This window comes from Enterobacter sp. ECC-249, from assembly GCF_043965265.1.
Taxonomy (GTDB): Bacteria; Pseudomonadota; Gammaproteobacteria; order Enterobacterales; family Enterobacteriaceae; genus Enterobacter; species Enterobacter quasiroggenkampii.
Genome location: NZ_CP143660.1, coordinates 4,345,724 through 4,363,112, shown reverse-complemented (window position 1 = coordinate 4,363,112; position 17,389 = coordinate 4,345,724). Strand labels below are relative to the sequence as shown.

The following is a 17,389-nucleotide window of genomic DNA, read 5'->3' as shown; positions in this document are numbered from 1 at the left end:
CTATGTCTGACGACATGTCTTCTTTTTCGCCTTCGTCAGCGGGCGAACAGGGTGTACTACGTTCTATGCAGGAGGTTGCGATGAGCTCCGAGGAAGCCAGCAAGATGCTGCGCACTTACAATATTGCCTGGTGGGGCAATAACTACTACGACGTCAACGAGCTGGGCCACATCAGCGTCTGCCCGGATCCGGACGTTCCTGAAGCGCGCGTGGATCTCGCCAAACTGGTTAAAGCCCGTGAAGCTCAGGGCCAGCGTTTGCCTGCACTGTTCTGCTTCCCGCAGATCCTGCAACATCGCCTTCGTTCTATTAACGCCGCGTTCAAGCGCGCGCGTGAATCCTACGGCTACAAAGGCGACTACTTCCTGGTTTACCCGATCAAGGTGAACCAGCACCGCCGCGTGATTGAATCCCTGATCCACTCCGGCGAACCGCTGGGCCTGGAAGCGGGCTCCAAAGCGGAACTGATGGCGGTTCTGGCACACGCGGGCATGACCCGTTCAGTGATCGTCTGTAACGGCTATAAAGACCGTGAATACATTCGTCTGGCGCTGATTGGCGAAAAGATGGGCCACAAGGTCTATCTGGTTATCGAGAAGATGACCGAAATTGCTATCGTACTGGAAGAGGCCGAGCGTCTGAACGTGGTGCCACGCCTTGGCGTGCGTGCGCGTCTGGCGTCACAGGGTTCCGGCAAATGGCAGTCCTCAGGCGGCGAAAAATCCAAGTTCGGCCTGGCGGCGAACCAGGTGCTGCAGCTGGTGGAAATCCTGCGCGAACGCGGTCGTCTGGACAGTATTCAGCTGCTGCACTTCCACCTCGGCTCGCAGATGGCCAACATTCGCGATATCGCCACCGGCGTGCGCGAGTCGGCGCGTTTCTACGTTGAGCTGCACAAGCTTGGCGTAAATATTCAGTGCTTCGACGTGGGCGGCGGCCTGGGCGTGGACTATGAAGGGACCCGCTCGCAGTCTGACTGCTCCGTGAACTACGGCCTGAACGAATACGCGAACAACATCATCTGGGCTATCGGCGATGCCTGCGAAGAGAACGGCCTGCCGCACCCGACGGTGATCACCGAATCCGGTCGCGCGGTGACCGCGCACCATACGGTGCTGGTCTCGAACATCATCGGCGTTGAGCGCAGCGAAACCACCGAAGCGACGCCGCCGGCAGACGATGCCCCGCGTTCCCTGCAAAGCATGTGGGAAACCTGGCAGGAGATGCACGAGCCGGGCACGCGTCGTTCCCTGCGCGAATGGCTGCACGACAGCCAGATGGACCTGCACGATATTCACGTGGGCTATTCTTCAGGCACATTCAGCCTGCAGGAGCGCGCGTGGGCGGAGCAGCTTTACCTGAACATGTGCCATGAAGTGCAGAAACAGCTCGACCCGAGCAACCGCGCGCACCGTCCGATTATCGACGAGCTGCAGGAGCGAATGGCGGATAAGATTTACGTCAACTTCTCGCTGTTCCAGTCGATGCCGGATGCCTGGGGGATCGATCAGCTGTTCCCTGTTCTGCCGCTTGAAGGGCTGAACCACGCCCCGGAACGTCGCGCGGTGCTGCTGGACATCACCTGTGACTCCGACGGCGCAATCGACCACTACGTTGACGGCGACGGTATCGCAACGACGATGCCAATGCCGGAATACGACCCGGAGAACCCGCCGATGCTGGGCTTCTTTATGGTCGGCGCGTATCAGGAGATCCTTGGCAACATGCACAACCTTTTCGGTGATACCGAAGCGGTGGACGTGTTCGTGTTCCCTGACGGCAATGTTGAAATCGAGCTGTCCGATGAAGGGGACACCGTGGCGGACATGCTGGAATACGTTCAGCTGGACCCGAAAAAACTGCTCACCCAGTTCCGCGACCAGGTGAAAAATACCGGTCTGGACGATGCGCTCCAGCAGCAGTTCCTGGAAGAGTTTGAAGCGGGTCTGTACGGGTACACCTACCTGGAAGACGAGTAAGGCATCCACCTTTCCCCTCACCCCAGCCCTCTCCCCAAAGGGGAGAGGGTGTTCAAATTCCCTCTCCCCTTTGGGGAGAGGGTTAGGGTGAGGGGCAAAGACCACACAATGCCCTATACTCACTTGAACCCGTATGCATTACCGGCGATAATTCGCCCTAATAAGCGATTTACGAATCAATCCCTTCCTCGTCGGGTTTAACGACGCGGAGGGGATTTTTTTTCATCTGTTTTTAATGTATCGACTTTAAAAGAGGTCAGGACATGAGCACTTTAGGTCATCAGTACGATAACTCTCTGGTATCTAACGCGTTTGGTTTTTTACGCCTTCCGATGAACTTCCAGCCGTACGACAGCGACGCGGACTGGGTGATCACCGGTGTGCCGTTCGATATGGCGACATCTGGCCGCGCGGGTGGTCGTCACGGCCCGGCGGCGATCCGCCAGGTTTCCACTAACCTGGCCTGGGAGCACAACCGCTTCCCGTGGAACTTCGACATGCGCGAGCGCCTGAACGTGGTGGACTGCGGTGACCTGGTGTACGCCTTCGGCGACGCGCGTGAGATGAGCGAGAAGCTGCAGGCGCACGCCGAGAAGCTGCTGGCTGCCGGTAAGCGCATGCTCTCCTTCGGCGGCGACCACTTCGTGACCCTGCCGCTGCTGCGCGCCCATGCGAAGCACTTCGGTAAAATGGCGCTGGTGCACTTCGATGCACATACCGACACCTACGCGAACGGCTGTGAGTTTGACCACGGCACCATGTTCTTCACCGCGCCGAACGAAGGTCTGATCGACCCGAACCACTCCGTGCAGATCGGTATTCGCACCGAGTTCGATAAAGACAACGGCTTCACCGTGCTGGATGCGGGCCAGGTTAACGATCGCGGCGTCGATGACATCATCGCTCAGGTGAAGCAGATTGTGGGTGATATGCCCGTGTATCTGACCTTCGACATCGACTGCCTGGATCCAGCATTTGCTCCGGGCACCGGTACCCCGGTAATCGGTGGCCTGACCTCAGACCGCGCCATCAAGCTGGTGCGCGGCCTGAAGGATCTGAACATTGTCGGGATGGACGTGGTGGAAGTGGCGCCTGCGTACGACCAGTCCGAGATCACTGCGCTGGCCGCAGCGACTCTGGCACTGGAAATGCTCTACATTCAGGCTGCTAAAAAAGGCGAGTAAGCCTCGCCTGGCGTGAAAAAAACCTCTCCATGGAGAGGTTTTTTTATTGCCTTTAGAACACGTTAAACGGGTATTCCACGTAAGCGCGGATCTCGTCCCCACCCACGTTGTACTCGCTGGCGTTGCTGGAGACGCGCAGCACGGAGTAGCGCAGTTTCAGTTTCAGATCCTTCGCTGGACCATCCTGCACCTGGTACTGGATCTGGTTAAACCACTCGTGCTCTTTGCCGTTGCTGGTTTCAGAGGTTTTGATGTTGTCGCCACGCACATAGGCGGTGGTCCAGCTCAGGCCCGGCAGGCCAAGGCCGCCAAAGTCCAGACCGTAGGATGCCTGCCAGGAACGCTCATCCTCGCCGTTAAAATCAGACCAGTAGGAGTTCGCCAGCCAGATGGTGTTACCGCCGTCACCCACGCCGCCCTGGTCGCGATAGCCGCCGTAGTTGTAGCCGGTACTGCCGCTGCTCTGCTGGTACGCCACTTTGAACGTATGAATATCCCAGATGTAGCTCGCCGCCAGGCTCCAGATAGCGTTGCTGCGTCCCGTGTCGAGGCTATCCGCGTAACCCTGGTCCAGACGGGAGTTATAACCGTTGAAGTCGAGTACCAGCTGCTGCCCGGTGCTGAACGGCTGTTTGAAGTTCAGGCCCAGGTACTGCTTGTTCATCACCTCTTCATTATGAGAGGCGTAAAACGCGCCGCTGAACTGGTCGTTGAACTGGTAGCTCGCGCCGCCGAAGGAAAGGCTTTTCAGTCCGCTGTCGTGGCGGTCATCGCTTTTACGCTGCTCGTCGGTGAAGTAACCCGCGTTGATTTCCAGGCCGTCGATCTCTTTCGAGGTAAGCATGGTGCCGGTGTAGCTTTCGAACAGCAGGCGAGAGCTGTCGGCATTGACAATAGGCAGCTCAGGACGCTGATTTCCGTAGCTCAGTACGGTGTTGGAGATGCGCATTTTGGCGGTAGCGCCAAACTTTGCCAGATCGGATTTTGCCCGGCCATCCTCTTCCTGTTTAAAAAAGTCGATGCCGCCTGCGCCGCTTTTGCCGCGGCCGCCGTCCAGACGCACGCCGTATTGAGCAATACCGTCCACACCAAAGCCCACCAGCCCTTCGGTATAGCCAGATGCAAACGTGGCGATGATCCCCTGACCCCATTCGGCTTTGTCCTGCTGGCCCTGATGGTAGTCGCGGCTGATATACGCATTGCGGAAAAACAGATCCAGATGGCTGTCGTCAATAAAACCCTGGCTGTCGGATTGCTGGCTTGCGGCGGCAGGTAATGCGGCAAATAAGCTTAAAGCGATTAATGATAATTCTTTTTTCACGGAGGGAACGTCTCTGTCTGGATATATTAATTTGAATAACTGCGGGGTGATAATTACCGGAAAAAGTAACCTTTGCAATAATTATGTGACCAGACATTTCAATGCCCTGGTGCAGATTTGGCGGGGCTTTCAGAGGTGTTATCGATACGTGCTGTTAAGTTAACAATTCATGCGAAATAAAAAGGAGGCAAAACTGCCTCCTTCTGAAATTATTTAATTCCGTCTGCGGCCATACGGTCGCGAATATGCTGTGCGCGCGCTTCCGAAGCCGGGTGATCGTCAAACATAGAGCTTTGACGTCCTGCTTCCAGTTTGGCCAGTTTTTCAAAGCTGGTGGCTAAACCGGATGGATTAATGCCGCGTTTGCGCAACAGATCGTAGGAGTAGTCATCCGCTTCGGACTCCTGACGCTGGGAGAACTGGGAGTTCACCAGTTTTTCACCCACGTCGCCAAGCTGTGACTGGGACAGGCTGCCAACGATACCGCCCGCTGAGGCCGCCGCTGCGCGGATGGCATTGGTGCCTAAGGCAACCTGCATCCCTTTCTTCACGTGGCCCAGCGCAACGTGGCCCATTTCATGGCCGATGACCGCTTCCACTTCGTTGTCGGTCATCATATCCATCAGGCCGCTGTAAACGCGGATACAGCCGTTCGCCATCGCGAAGGCGTTGACGTCTTTCGCCATGTAAACTTTGTAGTTCACCGGCTGGCCGTTGATGTTATCGCCCAGCGCGGAAGCAATCTTATTCAGACGCTGCGTGTAGGTACTGCTAGCCGGCGCAAGCGTGGCTTTTCCGTCCATATCTTTACAGGCCTGGTCGCTCAGCGCTTTAACCTGCGCATCGCTCAGGGAATAGGCCTGAAAGGCCTCTGCGCCTGACGTCATCAGACCGTTAGAATCCATATTCTGACAGCCGCTCAGCAGGAGCGTTGTACCCAGGGCCAGCACTATTGCACGCATTTTCATGAGGTTGCTTCCGTACTCGTTAAACTGAATAAAATCCGAAAAATGCACCGTCAGCGAAGCCGGTGTCGGGCTAAGTATAAGGAATATCTGCAGGGCCGGGCGAGCAGATTGCGCAACATGCGAGCATGATCCAGAGATTTCTTAAGCTGCAAAAGAATGGTCCATGTACATGGCATGCCGCTTGGGTTACATTGTTGGCACTTTTTTCCGGCGTAGCCCAAAACGCGCTGTCGTCAAGGGCATGGCCTTTAACAGTCCGATCTGGAGTTAAAATGTCCTCACGTAAAGAGCTTGCTAATGCTATTCGTGCGCTGAGCATGGACGCAGTACAGAAAGCCAAATCCGGCCACCCAGGGGCTCCTATGGGTATGGCTGATATCGCCGAAGTCCTGTGGCGTGATTTCCTGAACCACAACCCGCAGAACCCGTCATGGGCTGACCGCGACCGCTTCGTGCTGTCCAACGGCCACGGCTCTATGCTGATCTATAGCCTGCTGCACCTCACCGGCTACGATCTGCCTATCGAAGAGCTGAAAAACTTCCGTCAGCTGCACTCCAAAACTCCAGGTCACCCGGAAGTGGGCTACACCGCTGGCGTAGAAACCACCACCGGCCCGCTGGGTCAGGGTATTGCTAACGCTGTGGGTATGGCGATTGCTGAGAAGACCCTGGCGGCGCAGTTCAACCGTCCTGGTCACGACATCGTTGACCACTTCACCTACGCGTTCATGGGCGACGGCTGCATGATGGAAGGCATTTCTCACGAAGTGTGCTCCCTGGCAGGTACCCTGAAGCTGGGTAAACTGGTTGCGTTCTATGACGACAACGGTATCTCTATCGACGGTCACGTTGAAGGCTGGTTCACTGACGACACCGCAGCACGTTTCGAAGCCTACGGCTGGCACGTTGTGCGTGGCGTTGATGGCCACGATGCTGACTCGATTAAACGTGCAGTAGAAGAAGCGCGCGCTGTGACGGACAAACCGTCCCTGCTGATGTGCAAAACCATCATCGGCTTCGGTTCGCCGAACAAAGCGGGTACGCACGACTCCCACGGCGCGCCGCTGGGCGACGCGGAAATCGCACTGACCCGCGAAGCGCTAGGCTGGAAATACCCTGCATTCGAAATCCCATCTGAGATCTATGCTCAGTGGGATGCAAAAGAAGTTGGCCAGGCGAAAGAAGCGGCCTGGAACGAGAAGTTCGCTGCTTACGCGAAAGCCTTCCCACAGGAAGCGGCTGAATTTACCCGTCGTATGAAAGGCGACATGCCTTCCGACTTCGACGCGAAAGCGAACGAGTTCATCGCTAAGCTGCAGGCGAACCCGTCTAAAATCGCGAGCCGTAAAGCGTCTCAGAATGCCATTGAAGCGTTTGGTCCTCTGCTGCCGGAATTCCTCGGCGGCTCCGCTGACCTGGCGCCATCTAACCTGACCCTGTGGTCCGGTTCTAAGCCAATCAACGAAGATACTGCCGGTAACTACATCCATTACGGTGTACGTGAATTCGGTATGACTGCGATTGCCAACGGTATCTCCCTGCACGGTGGTTTCCTGCCGTACACCTCTACCTTCCTGATGTTCGTTGAATATGCACGTAACGCCGTGCGTATGGCCGCGCTGATGAAGCAGCGTCAGGTGATGGTCTACACCCACGACTCCATCGGTCTGGGCGAAGATGGCCCGACTCACCAGCCGGTAGAGCAGGTGGCTTCCCTGCGCGTGACCCCGAACATGAGCACTTGGCGTCCGTGTGACCAGGTTGAATCCGCGGTAGCGTGGAAATACGGCGTTGAGCGTCAGGACGGTCCTACCGCGCTGATCCTCTCCCGTCAGAACCTGGCACAGCAGGAGCGTACCCCTGAGCAACTGGCGAACATCGCTCGCGGTGGTTATGTGCTGAAAGATTGCGCGGGCCAGCCTGAGCTGATCTTCATCGCTACCGGTTCTGAAGTTGAGCTGGCTGTTGCTGCATGGGAAAAACTGACTGCCGAAGGCGTGAAGGCGCGCGTGGTCTCCATGCCGTCTACCGATGCGTTCGATAAGCAGGATGCCGCTTACCGTGAATCCGTTCTGCCTAAAGCGGTTTCCGCTCGCGTGGCAGTGGAAGCGGGTATCGCAGACTACTGGTTCAAATACGTGGGCCTGAACGGCGCTATCGTCGGTATGACCACCTTCGGTGAGTCTGCTCCGGCAGAGCTGCTGTTCGAAGAGTTCGGCTTCACCGTTGAGAACGTTGTCGCGAAAGCGAAAGAACTGCTGTAATCGCCATTTTGCCCGGTGGCGCTACGCTTACCGGGCCTACAAATGGCTCGAAAGTAGGCCGGGTAAGCGCTAGCGCGCCACCCGGCTTTTTTTGCGTCATTATTCCACCTAAAATGTGACGCAAGTCATATAGCTCGCTTATTCATCTGGACAGACATTCCTTTTATTCCCCGATTCGCTTATTCTTGCTGAAGCGTTTCAGTCGATTAAATGTTCGACAATTGACCAATCAATCGCAGTTTGTGATAGCAAAGATTCCCCTTCGGGCGTAGCTGGATTACTCTTTCAGCCACCTCAAACTCAGGGATTGCTTTGCAGGAGATCTATGACCGTACGCGTAGCGATTAATGGCTTCGGTCGCATAGGACGTAACGTGGTTCGTGCTTTGTATGAATCCGGACGTCGGGCGGAAATAACCGTGGTGGCAATCAATGAACTGGCGGATGCTACGGGCATGGCGCATTTATTGAAATATGACACCAGCCACGGACGCTTTGCCTGGGATGTGCGCCAGGAAAGAGATCTGCTTTTTGTGGGTGACGACGCTATTCGTGTGCTGCATGAGAACAGCATCTCCGGGCTACCCTGGCGTGAACTGGGTGTGGATGTGGTGCTTGACTGTACCGGTGTGTATGGCAACCGCGAACACGGCGAAGCGCATCTGACTGCAGGCGCGAAAAAAGTCCTGTTTTCTCATCCAGGCAGTAACGATCTCGACGCGACAGTCGTGTTTGGCGTCAACCAGCATGAGCTGCAGGCCGAACACCGCATTGTTTCCAACGCCTCCTGTACCACCAACTGCATTATTCCGGTCATCAAACTGTTAGACGATGCGTATGGCATTGAATCCGGCACCGTGACCACGATTCATTCCGCCATGCACGATCAGCAGGTTATTGACGCATACCATCCGGATTTACGACGCACTCGCGCGGCGAGCCAGTCAATCATTCCGGTGGATACGAAACTGGCGGCAGGGATCACCCGAATTTTTCCGCAGTTCAATGACCGTTTTGAAGCGATTGCCGTGCGTGTCCCGACGATTAACGTCACCGCAATCGACCTTAGCGTGACGGTGAAAAAACCGGTAAAAGCCTGTGAAGTCAACCTGTTGCTGCAAAAAGCGGCACAGGGGGCATTTCATGGTATAGTTGACTATACGGAATTACCGTTGGTCTCAGTAGATTTTAACCACGACCCGCACAGCGCCATCGTCGATGGCACGCAAACGAGGGTCAGTGGAGCACACCTTATCAAGACGCTGGTCTGGTGTGATAACGAATGGGGCTTTGCTAACCGAATGCTCGACACTACGTTAGCAATGGCTGCTCAAGGTTTCAGGTAAGACGCATCGTGCGTCTGCAAAACTTTAAGAATCAACGAGAGGATTCACCATGTCTGTAATTAAGATGACCGATCTGGATCTGGCTGGTAAACGCGTTTTCATCCGTGCCGATCTGAACGTACCGGTTAAAGATGGCAAAGTGACCAGCGACGCGCGTATCCGTGCATCTCTGCCAACCATCGAACTGGCTCTGAAGCAGGGCGCTAAAGTAATGGTCACCTCCCACCTGGGTCGTCCAACTGAAGGCGAGTACAACGAAGAGTTCTCTCTGCTGCCAGTGGTTAATTACCTGAAAGACAAACTGTCCAACCCGGTTCGCCTGGTGAAAGATTACCTGGACGGCGTTGAAGTTGCGGCCGGCGAGCTGGTTGTTCTGGAAAACGTTCGCTTCAACAAAGGCGAGAAGAAAGACGACGAAACCCTGTCCAAAAAATACGCTGCACTGTGCGACGTATTCGTGATGGATGCATTCGGTACGGCTCACCGTGCACAGGCGTCAACCCACGGTATCGGTAAATTCGCAGACGTAGCGTGTGCCGGTCCTCTGCTGGCTGACGAACTGGAAGCGCTGGGTAAAGCACTGAAAGAACCTGCTCGTCCAATGGTGGCTATCGTTGGTGGTTCTAAAGTTTCTACCAAACTGACCGTTCTGGATTCTCTGTCTAAAATCGCTGACCAGCTGATCGTTGGCGGTGGTATCGCGAACACCTTCGTTGCCGCTCAGGGCCACAACGTGGGCAAATCCCTGTACGAAGCAGACCTGGTTGACGAAGCCAAACGCCTGCTGAGCACCTGCGATATCCCTGTTCCAACTGACGTTCGCGTCGCGACCGAGTTCTCCGAAACCGCAACCGCGACTCTGAAGTCTGTAAACGACATCAAAGACGAAGAGCAAATTCTGGATCTGGGTGACGTTTCTGCACAGAAACTGGCTGAAATCCTCAAAAACGCAAAAACTATCCTGTGGAACGGTCCTGTTGGCGTGTTCGAATTCCCGAACTTCCGCAAAGGGACTGAAATCGTGGCTAACGCTATCGCAGACAGCGAAGCGTTCTCTATCGCAGGCGGTGGTGACACCCTGGCAGCAATCGACCTGTTTGGTATCGCTGACAAGATCTCCTACATCTCCACTGGTGGCGGCGCATTCCTCGAATTCGTGGAAGGCAAAGTACTGCCAGCAGTAGCAATGCTCGAAGAGCGCGCTAAGAAGTAAGCCATTCAAGGGCAGGGAAACCTGCCCAATTTTCAGCGCGCTTTTAAGAGCTCGCACCTTTTCTAACGGCCGAAGATACAGGACTAAGCAACATGTCTAAAATTTTTGATTTCGTAAAACCTGGCGTTATCACTGGTGATGACGTACAGAAAGTGTTCCAGGTAGCTAAAGAAAACAACTTCGCTCTGCCAGCAGTTAACTGCGTGGGTACCGACTCCATCAACGCCGTACTGGAAACTGCTGCTAAAGTTAAAGCTCCAGTTATCGTTCAGTTCTCTAACGGCGGCGCTGCGTTCATCGCAGGTAAAGGCGTGAAAACTGACATTCCTCAGGGTGCTGCAATCCTGGGTGCTATCTCTGGTGCGCACCACGTACACCAGATGGCTGAACACTACGGTGTTCCTGTTATCCTGCACACTGACCACTGCGCGAAAAAACTGCTGCCGTGGATCGACGGTCTGCTGGACGCAGGTGAAAAACACTTTGCGGCAACCGGTAAGCCACTGTTCTCTTCTCACATGATCGACCTGTCTGAAGAGTCACTGCACGAAAACATCGAAATCTGCTCCAAATACCTGGCGCGCATGGCCAAAATGGGCATGACCCTGGAAATCGAACTGGGTTGCACCGGCGGTGAAGAAGACGGCGTGGACAACAGCCACATGGACGCTTCTGCACTGTACACCCAGCCAGAAGACGTTGATTACGCTTACACCGAGCTGAGCAAAATCAGCCCACGCTTCACCATCGCAGCGTCCTTCGGTAACGTACACGGCGTTTACAAACCAGGTAACGTGGTTCTGACCCCGACCATCCTGCGTGATTCTCAGGAATACGTTTCCAAGAAACACAACCTGCCGCACAACAGCCTGAACTTCGTCTTCCACGGCGGCTCCGGTTCTTCTGCTCAGGAAATCAAAGACTCCGTAAGCTACGGCGTAGTGAAAATGAACATCGATACCGACACCCAGTGGGCAACCTGGGACGGTATCCTGCAGTACTACAAAGCGAACGAAGCTTACCTGCAGGGCCAGCTGGGCAACCCGAAAGGCGAAGACCAGCCGAACAAGAAATACTACGATCCACGCGTATGGCTGCGCGCTGCCCAGACATCTATGATTACTCGTCTGGAGCAGGCATTCAAAGAGCTGAATGCGGTAGACGTTCTGTAATTTGAGCTGCTAACAGCATCAGAAGGCCCGCAAATGCGGGCCTTTTTTTATGCTTTTTCAATACCCTGCCGGGCCGGTTTTTGTGATCTGTTTGGCAAACCCGGCGCTTTTTGTTTACCCTTTACGGACCTGCCTGTCTCCATGGGGGATGGATTTTGTGTTTTGGTTTAACAAAAGGAAGAATAAATGGAACAACTCGATGTTGTAGACAGCATCAATAACGCCGGTAACTGGCTGGTGCGCAACCAGGCTCTGCTGCTGAGCTATGCCGTGAACATCGTCGCGGCGATTGCCATCATCATCGTCGGGATGATCGTGGCGCGTATCGTATCGAACGCGGTTAATCGCGTAATGCTGGCCCGTCACATTGACGCCACGGTGGCTGACTTCCTCTCCGCGCTGGTGCGTTACGGCATTATCGCCTTTACGCTGATTGCGGCGCTGGGCCGTGTTGGGGTGCAAACCGCTTCCGTCATTGCCGTTCTCGGTGCCGCCGGTCTGGCTATTGGTCTGGCGCTGCAGGGCTCGCTTTCAAACCTGGCGGCAGGCGTTCTGCTGGTCACCTTCCGTCCGTTCCGTTCCGGCGAATACGTTGACCTTGGCGGCATTGCCGGGACCGTGCTGCAGGTGCAGATTTTCTCAACGACCATGCGTACCGTCGATGGCCGCATCGTGGTTGTGCCGAACGGGAAAATCATCGCGGGCAACATCATTAACTTCTCCCGTGAACCGGTGCGTCGTAACGAACTGATTATCAGCGTGGCGTACGACTCCGACATCGATCAGGTGAAATCGCTGATTAGCAACATCATTGCTTCAGACGATCGTATTCTGAAAGACAAAGAGCAGACCGTTCGCCTGAACGAACTGGGCGCGTCCTCGATTAACTTCGTGGTGCGTATCTGGAGCAAGAGCAGCGATCTGCAAAACGTGTACTGGGACGTGCTGGAACGCATTAAGCGCGACTTCGATGCCAACGGCATCAGCTTCCCGTACCCGCAGATGGACGTGAACGTCAAAAAAGTCAAAGAAGCAGAATAACTTCACCCGTAGGCCCGGTAAGCGCTAGCGCCACCGGGCTTTACTTTCATAAGCTCCGCTAATACCCAATTAATATTATCCATTTCCTCTAATGTGATTCGCGCAGTATAGTCTGCTTCCAGAACAACACTGCGAGAAAATCGTCATGCTATCTTATTATTTTCAAGGGCTTGCATTAGGTGCGGCCATGATCCTTCCGCTCGGCCCGCAAAATGCGTTCGTGATGAACCAGGGCATCCGCCGCCAGTATCATCTGATGATTGCGCTGCTGTGCGCGGTAAGCGATTTACTGCTGATCTGTGCCGGGATTTTTGGCGGCAGTGCATTGCTGATGCAGTCTCCGTGGCTGCTGGCGCTGGTCACCTGGGGCGGCGTGGCGTTTCTGCTCTGGTACGGTTTTGGTGCCCTGAAAACGGCGATGAGCAGCAACCTCGAGCTGGCGAGCGCGGAGGTCATGAAGCAGGGCCGCTGGAAGATTATCGTCACCATGCTGGCGGTCACCTGGCTTAATCCGCATGTTTATCTCGACACCTTTGTGGTGCTGGGCAGCCTGGGCGGACAGCTGGACGTTGAGCCGAAACGCTGGTTTGCGCTCGGTACGGTCAGCGCCTCATTCCTCTGGTTCTTCGGTCTCGCCATTCTGGCGGCATGGCTGGCTCCTCGTCTGCGTACGGCCAAAGCCCAGCGCATCATTAATACCCTGGTCGGCCTGGTGATGTGGTTTATCGCTTTCCAGCTGGCGAAAGAGGGGATTCATCACGTTCAGGAATTGTTCAACTAATCCTTGTCTTATGGACAACTGAACAAGACCCGCTAAGCTTGCTGGCATGCGCCCTGTTATTGGGCACTCTTCGCAACATGGAGGAATAACAGTGAAGTTTAAGGTGATGGCCCTGGCGGCATTAGTAAGTTTTGGTGCGGTGTCGGCGCAGGCAAGTGAACTGCCGGATGGCCCGCACATCGTCACTTCAGGCACCGCAAGCGTGGATGCGGTACCCGATGTTGCAACCCTGGCAATTGAGGTGAATGTGGCTGCGAAGGATGCGGCAACTGCCAAGAAGCAGGCTGACGACCGCGTTGCGCAATACCTCTCTTTCCTCGAGCAGAACGGTGTCGGTAAAAAAGATATCAACTCTGCGAACCTGCGTACTCAACCCGATTACGACTACCAGAATGGCAAAAGCATCCTGAAGGGCTACCGTGCAGTGCGTACCGTCGAAGTGACCGTGCGTCAGCTGGATAAGCTCAATGCGCTGCTGGATGGCGCGCTGAAGGCGGGTCTGAACGAAATTCGTTCCGTGTCGCTGGGCGTTGCGCAACCGGAGAAGTACAAAGACGAAGCGCGTAAAGCGGCGATTGATGATGCCATTCACCAGGCGGAACAGCTGGCTTCTGGCTTTAAGAGCAAGCTTGGACCGGTTTACAGCGTGCGTTATCACGTCTCTAACTACCAGCCAAGCCCGATGGTTCGTATGATGAAGGCTGATGCCGCCCCGGTGTCCGCTCAGGAAACTTACGAGCAGCCAACCATTCAGTTCGACGATCAGGTGGATGTGGTCTTCCAGCTGGAGCCAGTTGCAGCACAGCCGAAACCGGCTCAGTAATCTTCAGGCCGGGTAAGGCGAAGCCGCCACCCGGCTTATTTTTTAATCCTGTCTCAACACCTTGTGCCCGTATGCCAGCAGCGCGTCGGTAACGTTGCGCATCATCCGGCTTTCCGGCGCAAAACGGTGCCAGTAGAGCATCCGGCGCTGATACAGCCCCGGCGTCAGGTCAATCAGCTCACCGCTTTTCAACTCTTTCTCAATCTGCAGATGCGGGATCATGCAGCAGGTGGTGCCCTGACGCGCAAGCTGCACGAAGGCTTCAGACGAGTTAACGATATGGCACGGCACGCTGCCAGGCGGCAGATCGAAGTTTTGCTGCAGGAACGCCTGATGCATATCGTCCAGATGGTCGAACGCGACGGCGGGGGCTTTCAGCAGCGCCGCGCGGGTCACCCCGTTCGGGAAGTAGCGCTCGGCAAAGGCTTTTGAACCCACAAACAGGTAATCCAGGGCACCTAGCTGATCGACCAGACAGCTTGGCAGTGCCTGAGGCTGAATACTGACCGCCCCAACTACCTCACCGCGACGCAGGCGCTCCTGGGTACGGGTTTCATCTTCAACCTGTAAATTCAGGCGGATAGGGGAGTCCGCTAATACCGGCGCCAGGGCCGGCAGCAGCCAGGTTGCCAGACTGTCGGCGTTGACCGCCAGAGAGAGCAGCAGCGGCGTAGAGCCCGTTTGTTCGTCACCCAGCCACTCGTCTTCCAGCAATTCAACCTGGCGCAGCAGGGCGAGGAGCTTTTGCCCTTGCTCGGTTGGACGTGGCGGCACGGTACGCACCAGCAGCGGCTGGCCGAACATATTTTCAAGCTGTTTAATACGCTGTGATACGGCGGACTGGGTGATGCAAAGCTTTTGCGCCGCGCGCTCAAAACCTCGTTCACGAATAACTGCATCAAGTGCCTGTAGTGTTCTGTAGTCCGGACGTTTCATTGCTCTGGCTGGCTCCTTAATTTTGCTTATTCTGCACTATGACACAATTTTCCCTTTGTGGCAGACGAATTCCATTCGACGTGTTCTATAATGCGCCCTGAGTTTTCACACGACAGGCAAAACGATCATGACGCAGGATGAACTGAAAAAAGCAGTAGGATGGGCCGCTCTCCAGTACGTACAGCCGGGTACCATTGTCGGTGTCGGTACGGGATCAACCGCGGCACACTTTATCGATGCGCTGGGCACGATGAAAGGGCAAATCGAGGGCGCGGTGTCCAGCTCTGATGCTTCCACGGAAAAGCTGAAAAGCCTCGGCATTACCGTTTTCGATCTCAACGAAGTGGACCGTCTGGGGATTTACGTTGATGGCGCGGATGAAATCAACGGCCACATGCAGATGATCAAAGGCGGCGGCGCGGCGCTGACGCGTGAAAAGATCATTGCCTCCGTTGCGGACAAGTTCATCTGCATCGCCGACGCCTCCAAGCAGGTCGACATTCTGGGTAATTTCCCGCTGCCGGTTGAGGTGATCCCGATGGCCCGCAGCGCGGTTGCCCGTCAGCTGGTGAAGCTGGGCGGTCGTCCGGAATATCGTCAGGGCGTAGTGACCGACAACGGTAACGTGATCCTCGACGTTCACGGTCTGGAAATTCTCGACGCGATTGCGCTGGAAAATGCCATCAACGGCATTCCCGGCGTCGTGACCGTAGGGCTATTCGCCAACCGTGGCGCGGATGTGGCGCTGATCGGCACCGCTGACGGCGTGAAAACCATCGTAAAATGATCTGACGGGGGGAGTCCTCCCCCCGCTAAAAAATTTTTGAAACGCTAAATTCGGTGACTTGTGTCACGTTTTTATGCCTCTTTTGCCGATCCTTCCGCGTTTGTAAATTTCCATAGCATTTTCATCTGCCATTTTGCGCTGTATGACTTTCCTTCAGCGTGCCGACGCAAACGTTCATATTGCTGCAATAGTTTTTTTTGATATGTTGGCTACAGCGGATTTATATCCAGCACAACATCAGTTCAGACAAAAACAGGGTCGGGTAAATGGCAAAGGTATCACTGGAGAAAGACAAGATTAAATTCCTGCTGGTCGAGGGCGTGCACCAAAAAGCAATCGATAGCCTTCGTGCGGCAGGTTACACCAACATCGAATTTCACAAAGGCGCGCTCGATACCGAAGAGCTGAAAGCGTCCATCCGTGATGCCCACTTCATTGGCCTGCGATCCCGTACTCACCTGACTGAAGACGTTATTGCCGCGGCGGAAAAGCTGGTGGCTATCGGCTGCTTCTGCATCGGTACCAACCAGGTTGACCTGAACGCTGCCGCGAAACGCGGTATTCCCGTCTTCAACGCCCCGTTCTCCAACACCCGTTCCGTGGCGGAGCTGGTGATTGGGGAACTGCTGCTGCTCCTGCGCGGCATTCCAGAGGCGAACGCCAAGGCTCACCGCGGCGTGTGGAACAAGCTGGCGGCGGGCTCCTACGAAGCCCGTGGAAAAAAACTGGGTATCATCGGCTATGGCCACATCGGTACCCAGCTGGGGATTCTGGCGGAATCTCTCGGTATGCATGTCTATTTTTACGATATCGAAAGCAAGCTGCCGCTGGGCAATGCGACCCAGGTTCAACACCTGTCTGACCTGCTGAACATGAGTGACGTAGTGAGCCTCCACGTTCCGGAAAATGCGTCCACCAAAAATATGATGGGCGCGGAAGAGCTGGCTCTAATGAAGCCGGGCTCACTGCTGATTAACGCCGCGCGCGGTACGGTTGTCGATATCCCGGCACTGGCGGATGCGCTGAAGCGCAAGCACCTGGCGGGCGCGGCCATCGACGTCTTCCCGACGGAGCCAGCCACCAACAGCGATCCGTTTACGTCTCCGCTGTGCGAGTTCGACAACGTGATCCTGACGCCGCATATCGGCGGTTCTACCCAGGAAGCGCAGGAGAATATCGGTCTGGAAGTAGCGGGTAAGCTGAGCAAATACTCCGACAACGGTTCTACGCTTTCTGCGGTGAACTTCCCGGAAGTGTCTCTGCCGCTGCACGGTGGCCGTCGTCTGCTGCACATCCACGAAAACCGTCCAGGCGTCCTGACCGCGATTAACCAGATCTTTGCCGAGCAGGGCGTCAACATTGCCGCGCAGTATCTGCAGACCAACTCGCAGATGGGCTATGTAGTTATTGATATCGAAGCGGATGACGATGTGGCCGAGAAAGCACTGCTGAGCATGAAGGCCATTCCGGGGACGATTCGCGCGCGTCTGCTGTACTGATCGTGCGAAGGAAATGAAAAACGGTAACGATAGTTACCGTTTTTTATGTTTTCACCCTCTCCCTGTGGGAGAGGGC

The 17,389-nt window shown here is 55.4% G+C and carries 14 protein-coding genes; 11 read left to right on the top strand and 3 right to left on the bottom strand.

From position 1 onward, the window contains the following. Nucleotides 1–2 precede the first annotated feature (2 nt). Nucleotides 3–1,979 carry a biosynthetic arginine decarboxylase gene (speA, locus tag V1587_RS20695; protein WP_248228173.1) on the top strand — a complete coding sequence of 659 codons (1,977 nt, stop codon included), beginning with the start codon at nt 3–5 and terminating at the stop codon, nt 1,977–1,979. Between the two features lie 263 nt (nt 1,980–2,242). Continuing rightward, entirely contained in the window at nt 2,243–3,163 is a 921-nt protein-coding gene (speB, locus tag V1587_RS20690) for an agmatinase (protein ID WP_014071686.1), read from the top strand. A gap of 52 nt (nt 3,164–3,215) precedes the next feature. Here speB and V1587_RS20685 read toward each other — a convergent pair whose 3' ends face one another. Both V1587_RS20685 and V1587_RS20680 read right to left on the bottom strand, forming a co-directional pair. Beyond that, the gene (locus V1587_RS20685) at nt 3,216–4,484 is read right to left on the bottom strand and encodes an OprD family outer membrane porin (RefSeq protein WP_371897845.1); all 1,269 of its coding nucleotides are present in this window, start codon (nt 4,482–4,484) and stop codon (nt 3,216–3,218) included. A gap of 209 nt (nt 4,485–4,693) precedes the next feature. Further along, nucleotides 4,694–5,452, bottom strand: a complete 759-nt coding sequence (locus V1587_RS20680; protein ID WP_371897846.1) for a M48 family metallopeptidase — start codon at nt 5,450–5,452, stop codon at nt 4,694–4,696. 272 nt (nt 5,453–5,724) lie between these two features. Here V1587_RS20680 and tkt point away from each other — a divergent pair, with 272 nt between their 5' ends. The 7 genes from tkt to V1587_RS20645 all read left to right on the top strand — a co-directional run bounded on the left by tkt (nt 5,725) and on the right by V1587_RS20645 (nt 14,091). After that, nucleotides 5,725–7,716 (top strand): transketolase, encoded by a 1,992-nt coding sequence (gene tkt, locus V1587_RS20675; protein WP_021242065.1) that lies wholly within the window; start codon nt 5,725–5,727, stop codon nt 7,714–7,716. A gap of 325 nt (nt 7,717–8,041) precedes the next feature. After that, entirely contained in the window at nt 8,042–9,061 is a 1,020-nt protein-coding gene (gene epd, locus V1587_RS20670) for an erythrose-4-phosphate dehydrogenase (RefSeq protein ID WP_371897847.1), read from the top strand. 49 nt (nt 9,062–9,110) lie between these two features. Then, a complete protein-coding gene (gene pgk, locus V1587_RS20665; protein ID WP_023333323.1) occupies nt 9,111–10,274 on the top strand; it encodes a phosphoglycerate kinase in 1,164 nt (387 codons plus the stop codon). A 92-nt stretch (nt 10,275–10,366) separates the two neighbouring features. Then, a complete protein-coding gene (gene fbaA, locus V1587_RS20660) occupies nt 10,367–11,446 on the top strand; it encodes a class II fructose-bisphosphate aldolase (protein WP_014885155.1) in 1,080 nt (359 codons plus the stop codon). 186 nt (nt 11,447–11,632) lie between these two features. Then, nucleotides 11,633–12,487 (top strand): small-conductance mechanosensitive channel MscS, encoded by an 855-nt coding sequence (gene mscS, locus V1587_RS20655; RefSeq protein WP_024906566.1) that lies wholly within the window; start codon nt 11,633–11,635, stop codon nt 12,485–12,487. Nucleotides 12,488–12,632: 145 nt separating this feature from the next. Continuing rightward, a complete protein-coding gene (gene argO / locus V1587_RS20650) occupies nt 12,633–13,268 on the top strand; it encodes an arginine exporter ArgO (protein ID WP_021242063.1) in 636 nt (211 codons plus the stop codon). A gap of 91 nt (nt 13,269–13,359) precedes the next feature. Then, nucleotides 13,360–14,091: an oxidative stress defense protein gene (locus V1587_RS20645; RefSeq protein WP_371897848.1), complete on the top strand. Its 732-nt coding sequence runs from the start codon at nt 13,360–13,362 to the stop codon at nt 14,089–14,091. 42 nt (nt 14,092–14,133) lie between these two features. Here the strand turns inward: V1587_RS20645 and argP are convergent, their stop codons facing one another. Next, nucleotides 14,134–15,027, bottom strand: coding sequence for a DNA-binding transcriptional regulator ArgP (gene argP, locus V1587_RS20640; protein WP_008499727.1), 894 nt, complete (start codon nt 15,025–15,027; stop codon nt 14,134–14,136). Between the two features lie 127 nt (nt 15,028–15,154). On the opposite strand from argP, the gene rpiA reads away from it, so the two are divergent. Both rpiA and serA read left to right on the top strand, forming a co-directional pair. Then, nucleotides 15,155–15,814, top strand: coding sequence for a ribose-5-phosphate isomerase RpiA (rpiA, locus tag V1587_RS20635; protein ID WP_003860091.1), 660 nt, complete (start codon nt 15,155–15,157; stop codon nt 15,812–15,814). 266 nt (nt 15,815–16,080) lie between these two features. Next, complete coding sequence (serA, locus tag V1587_RS20630) at nt 16,081–17,313, top strand: phosphoglycerate dehydrogenase (RefSeq protein ID WP_032643292.1); 1,233 nt, start codon at nt 16,081–16,083, stop codon at nt 17,311–17,313. Nucleotides 17,314–17,389: the final 76 nt, after the last annotated feature.

Bases quoted from the DNA above. Each gene is read 5' to 3' on its own strand.
- argP (WP_008499727.1), bottom strand. From the start codon at position 15,027: ATGAAACGTCCGGACTACAGAACACTACAGGCACTTGATGCAGTTATT.
- speB (WP_014071686.1), top strand. From the start codon at position 2,243: ATGAGCACTTTAGGTCATCAGTACGATAACTCTCTGGTATCTAACGCG.
- fbaA (WP_014885155.1), top strand. From the start codon at position 10,367: ATGTCTAAAATTTTTGATTTCGTAAAACCTGGCGTTATCACTGGTGAT.
- speA (WP_248228173.1), top strand. From the start codon at position 3: ATGTCTGACGACATGTCTTCTTTTTCGCCTTCGTCAGCGGGCGAACAG.
- serA (WP_032643292.1), top strand. From the start codon at position 16,081: ATGGCAAAGGTATCACTGGAGAAAGACAAGATTAAATTCCTGCTGGTC.
- pgk (WP_023333323.1), top strand. From the start codon at position 9,111: ATGTCTGTAATTAAGATGACCGATCTGGATCTGGCTGGTAAACGCGTT.
- rpiA (WP_003860091.1), top strand. From the start codon at position 15,155: ATGACGCAGGATGAACTGAAAAAAGCAGTAGGATGGGCCGCTCTCCAG.
- tkt (WP_021242065.1), top strand. From the start codon at position 5,725: ATGTCCTCACGTAAAGAGCTTGCTAATGCTATTCGTGCGCTGAGCATG.
- argO (WP_021242063.1), top strand. From the start codon at position 12,633: ATGCTATCTTATTATTTTCAAGGGCTTGCATTAGGTGCGGCCATGATC.
- epd (WP_371897847.1), top strand. From the start codon at position 8,042: ATGACCGTACGCGTAGCGATTAATGGCTTCGGTCGCATAGGACGTAAC.
- mscS (WP_024906566.1), top strand. From the start codon at position 11,633: ATGGAACAACTCGATGTTGTAGACAGCATCAATAACGCCGGTAACTGG.
- V1587_RS20680 (WP_371897846.1), bottom strand. From the start codon at position 5,452: ATGAAAATGCGTGCAATAGTGCTGGCCCTGGGTACAACGCTCCTGCTG.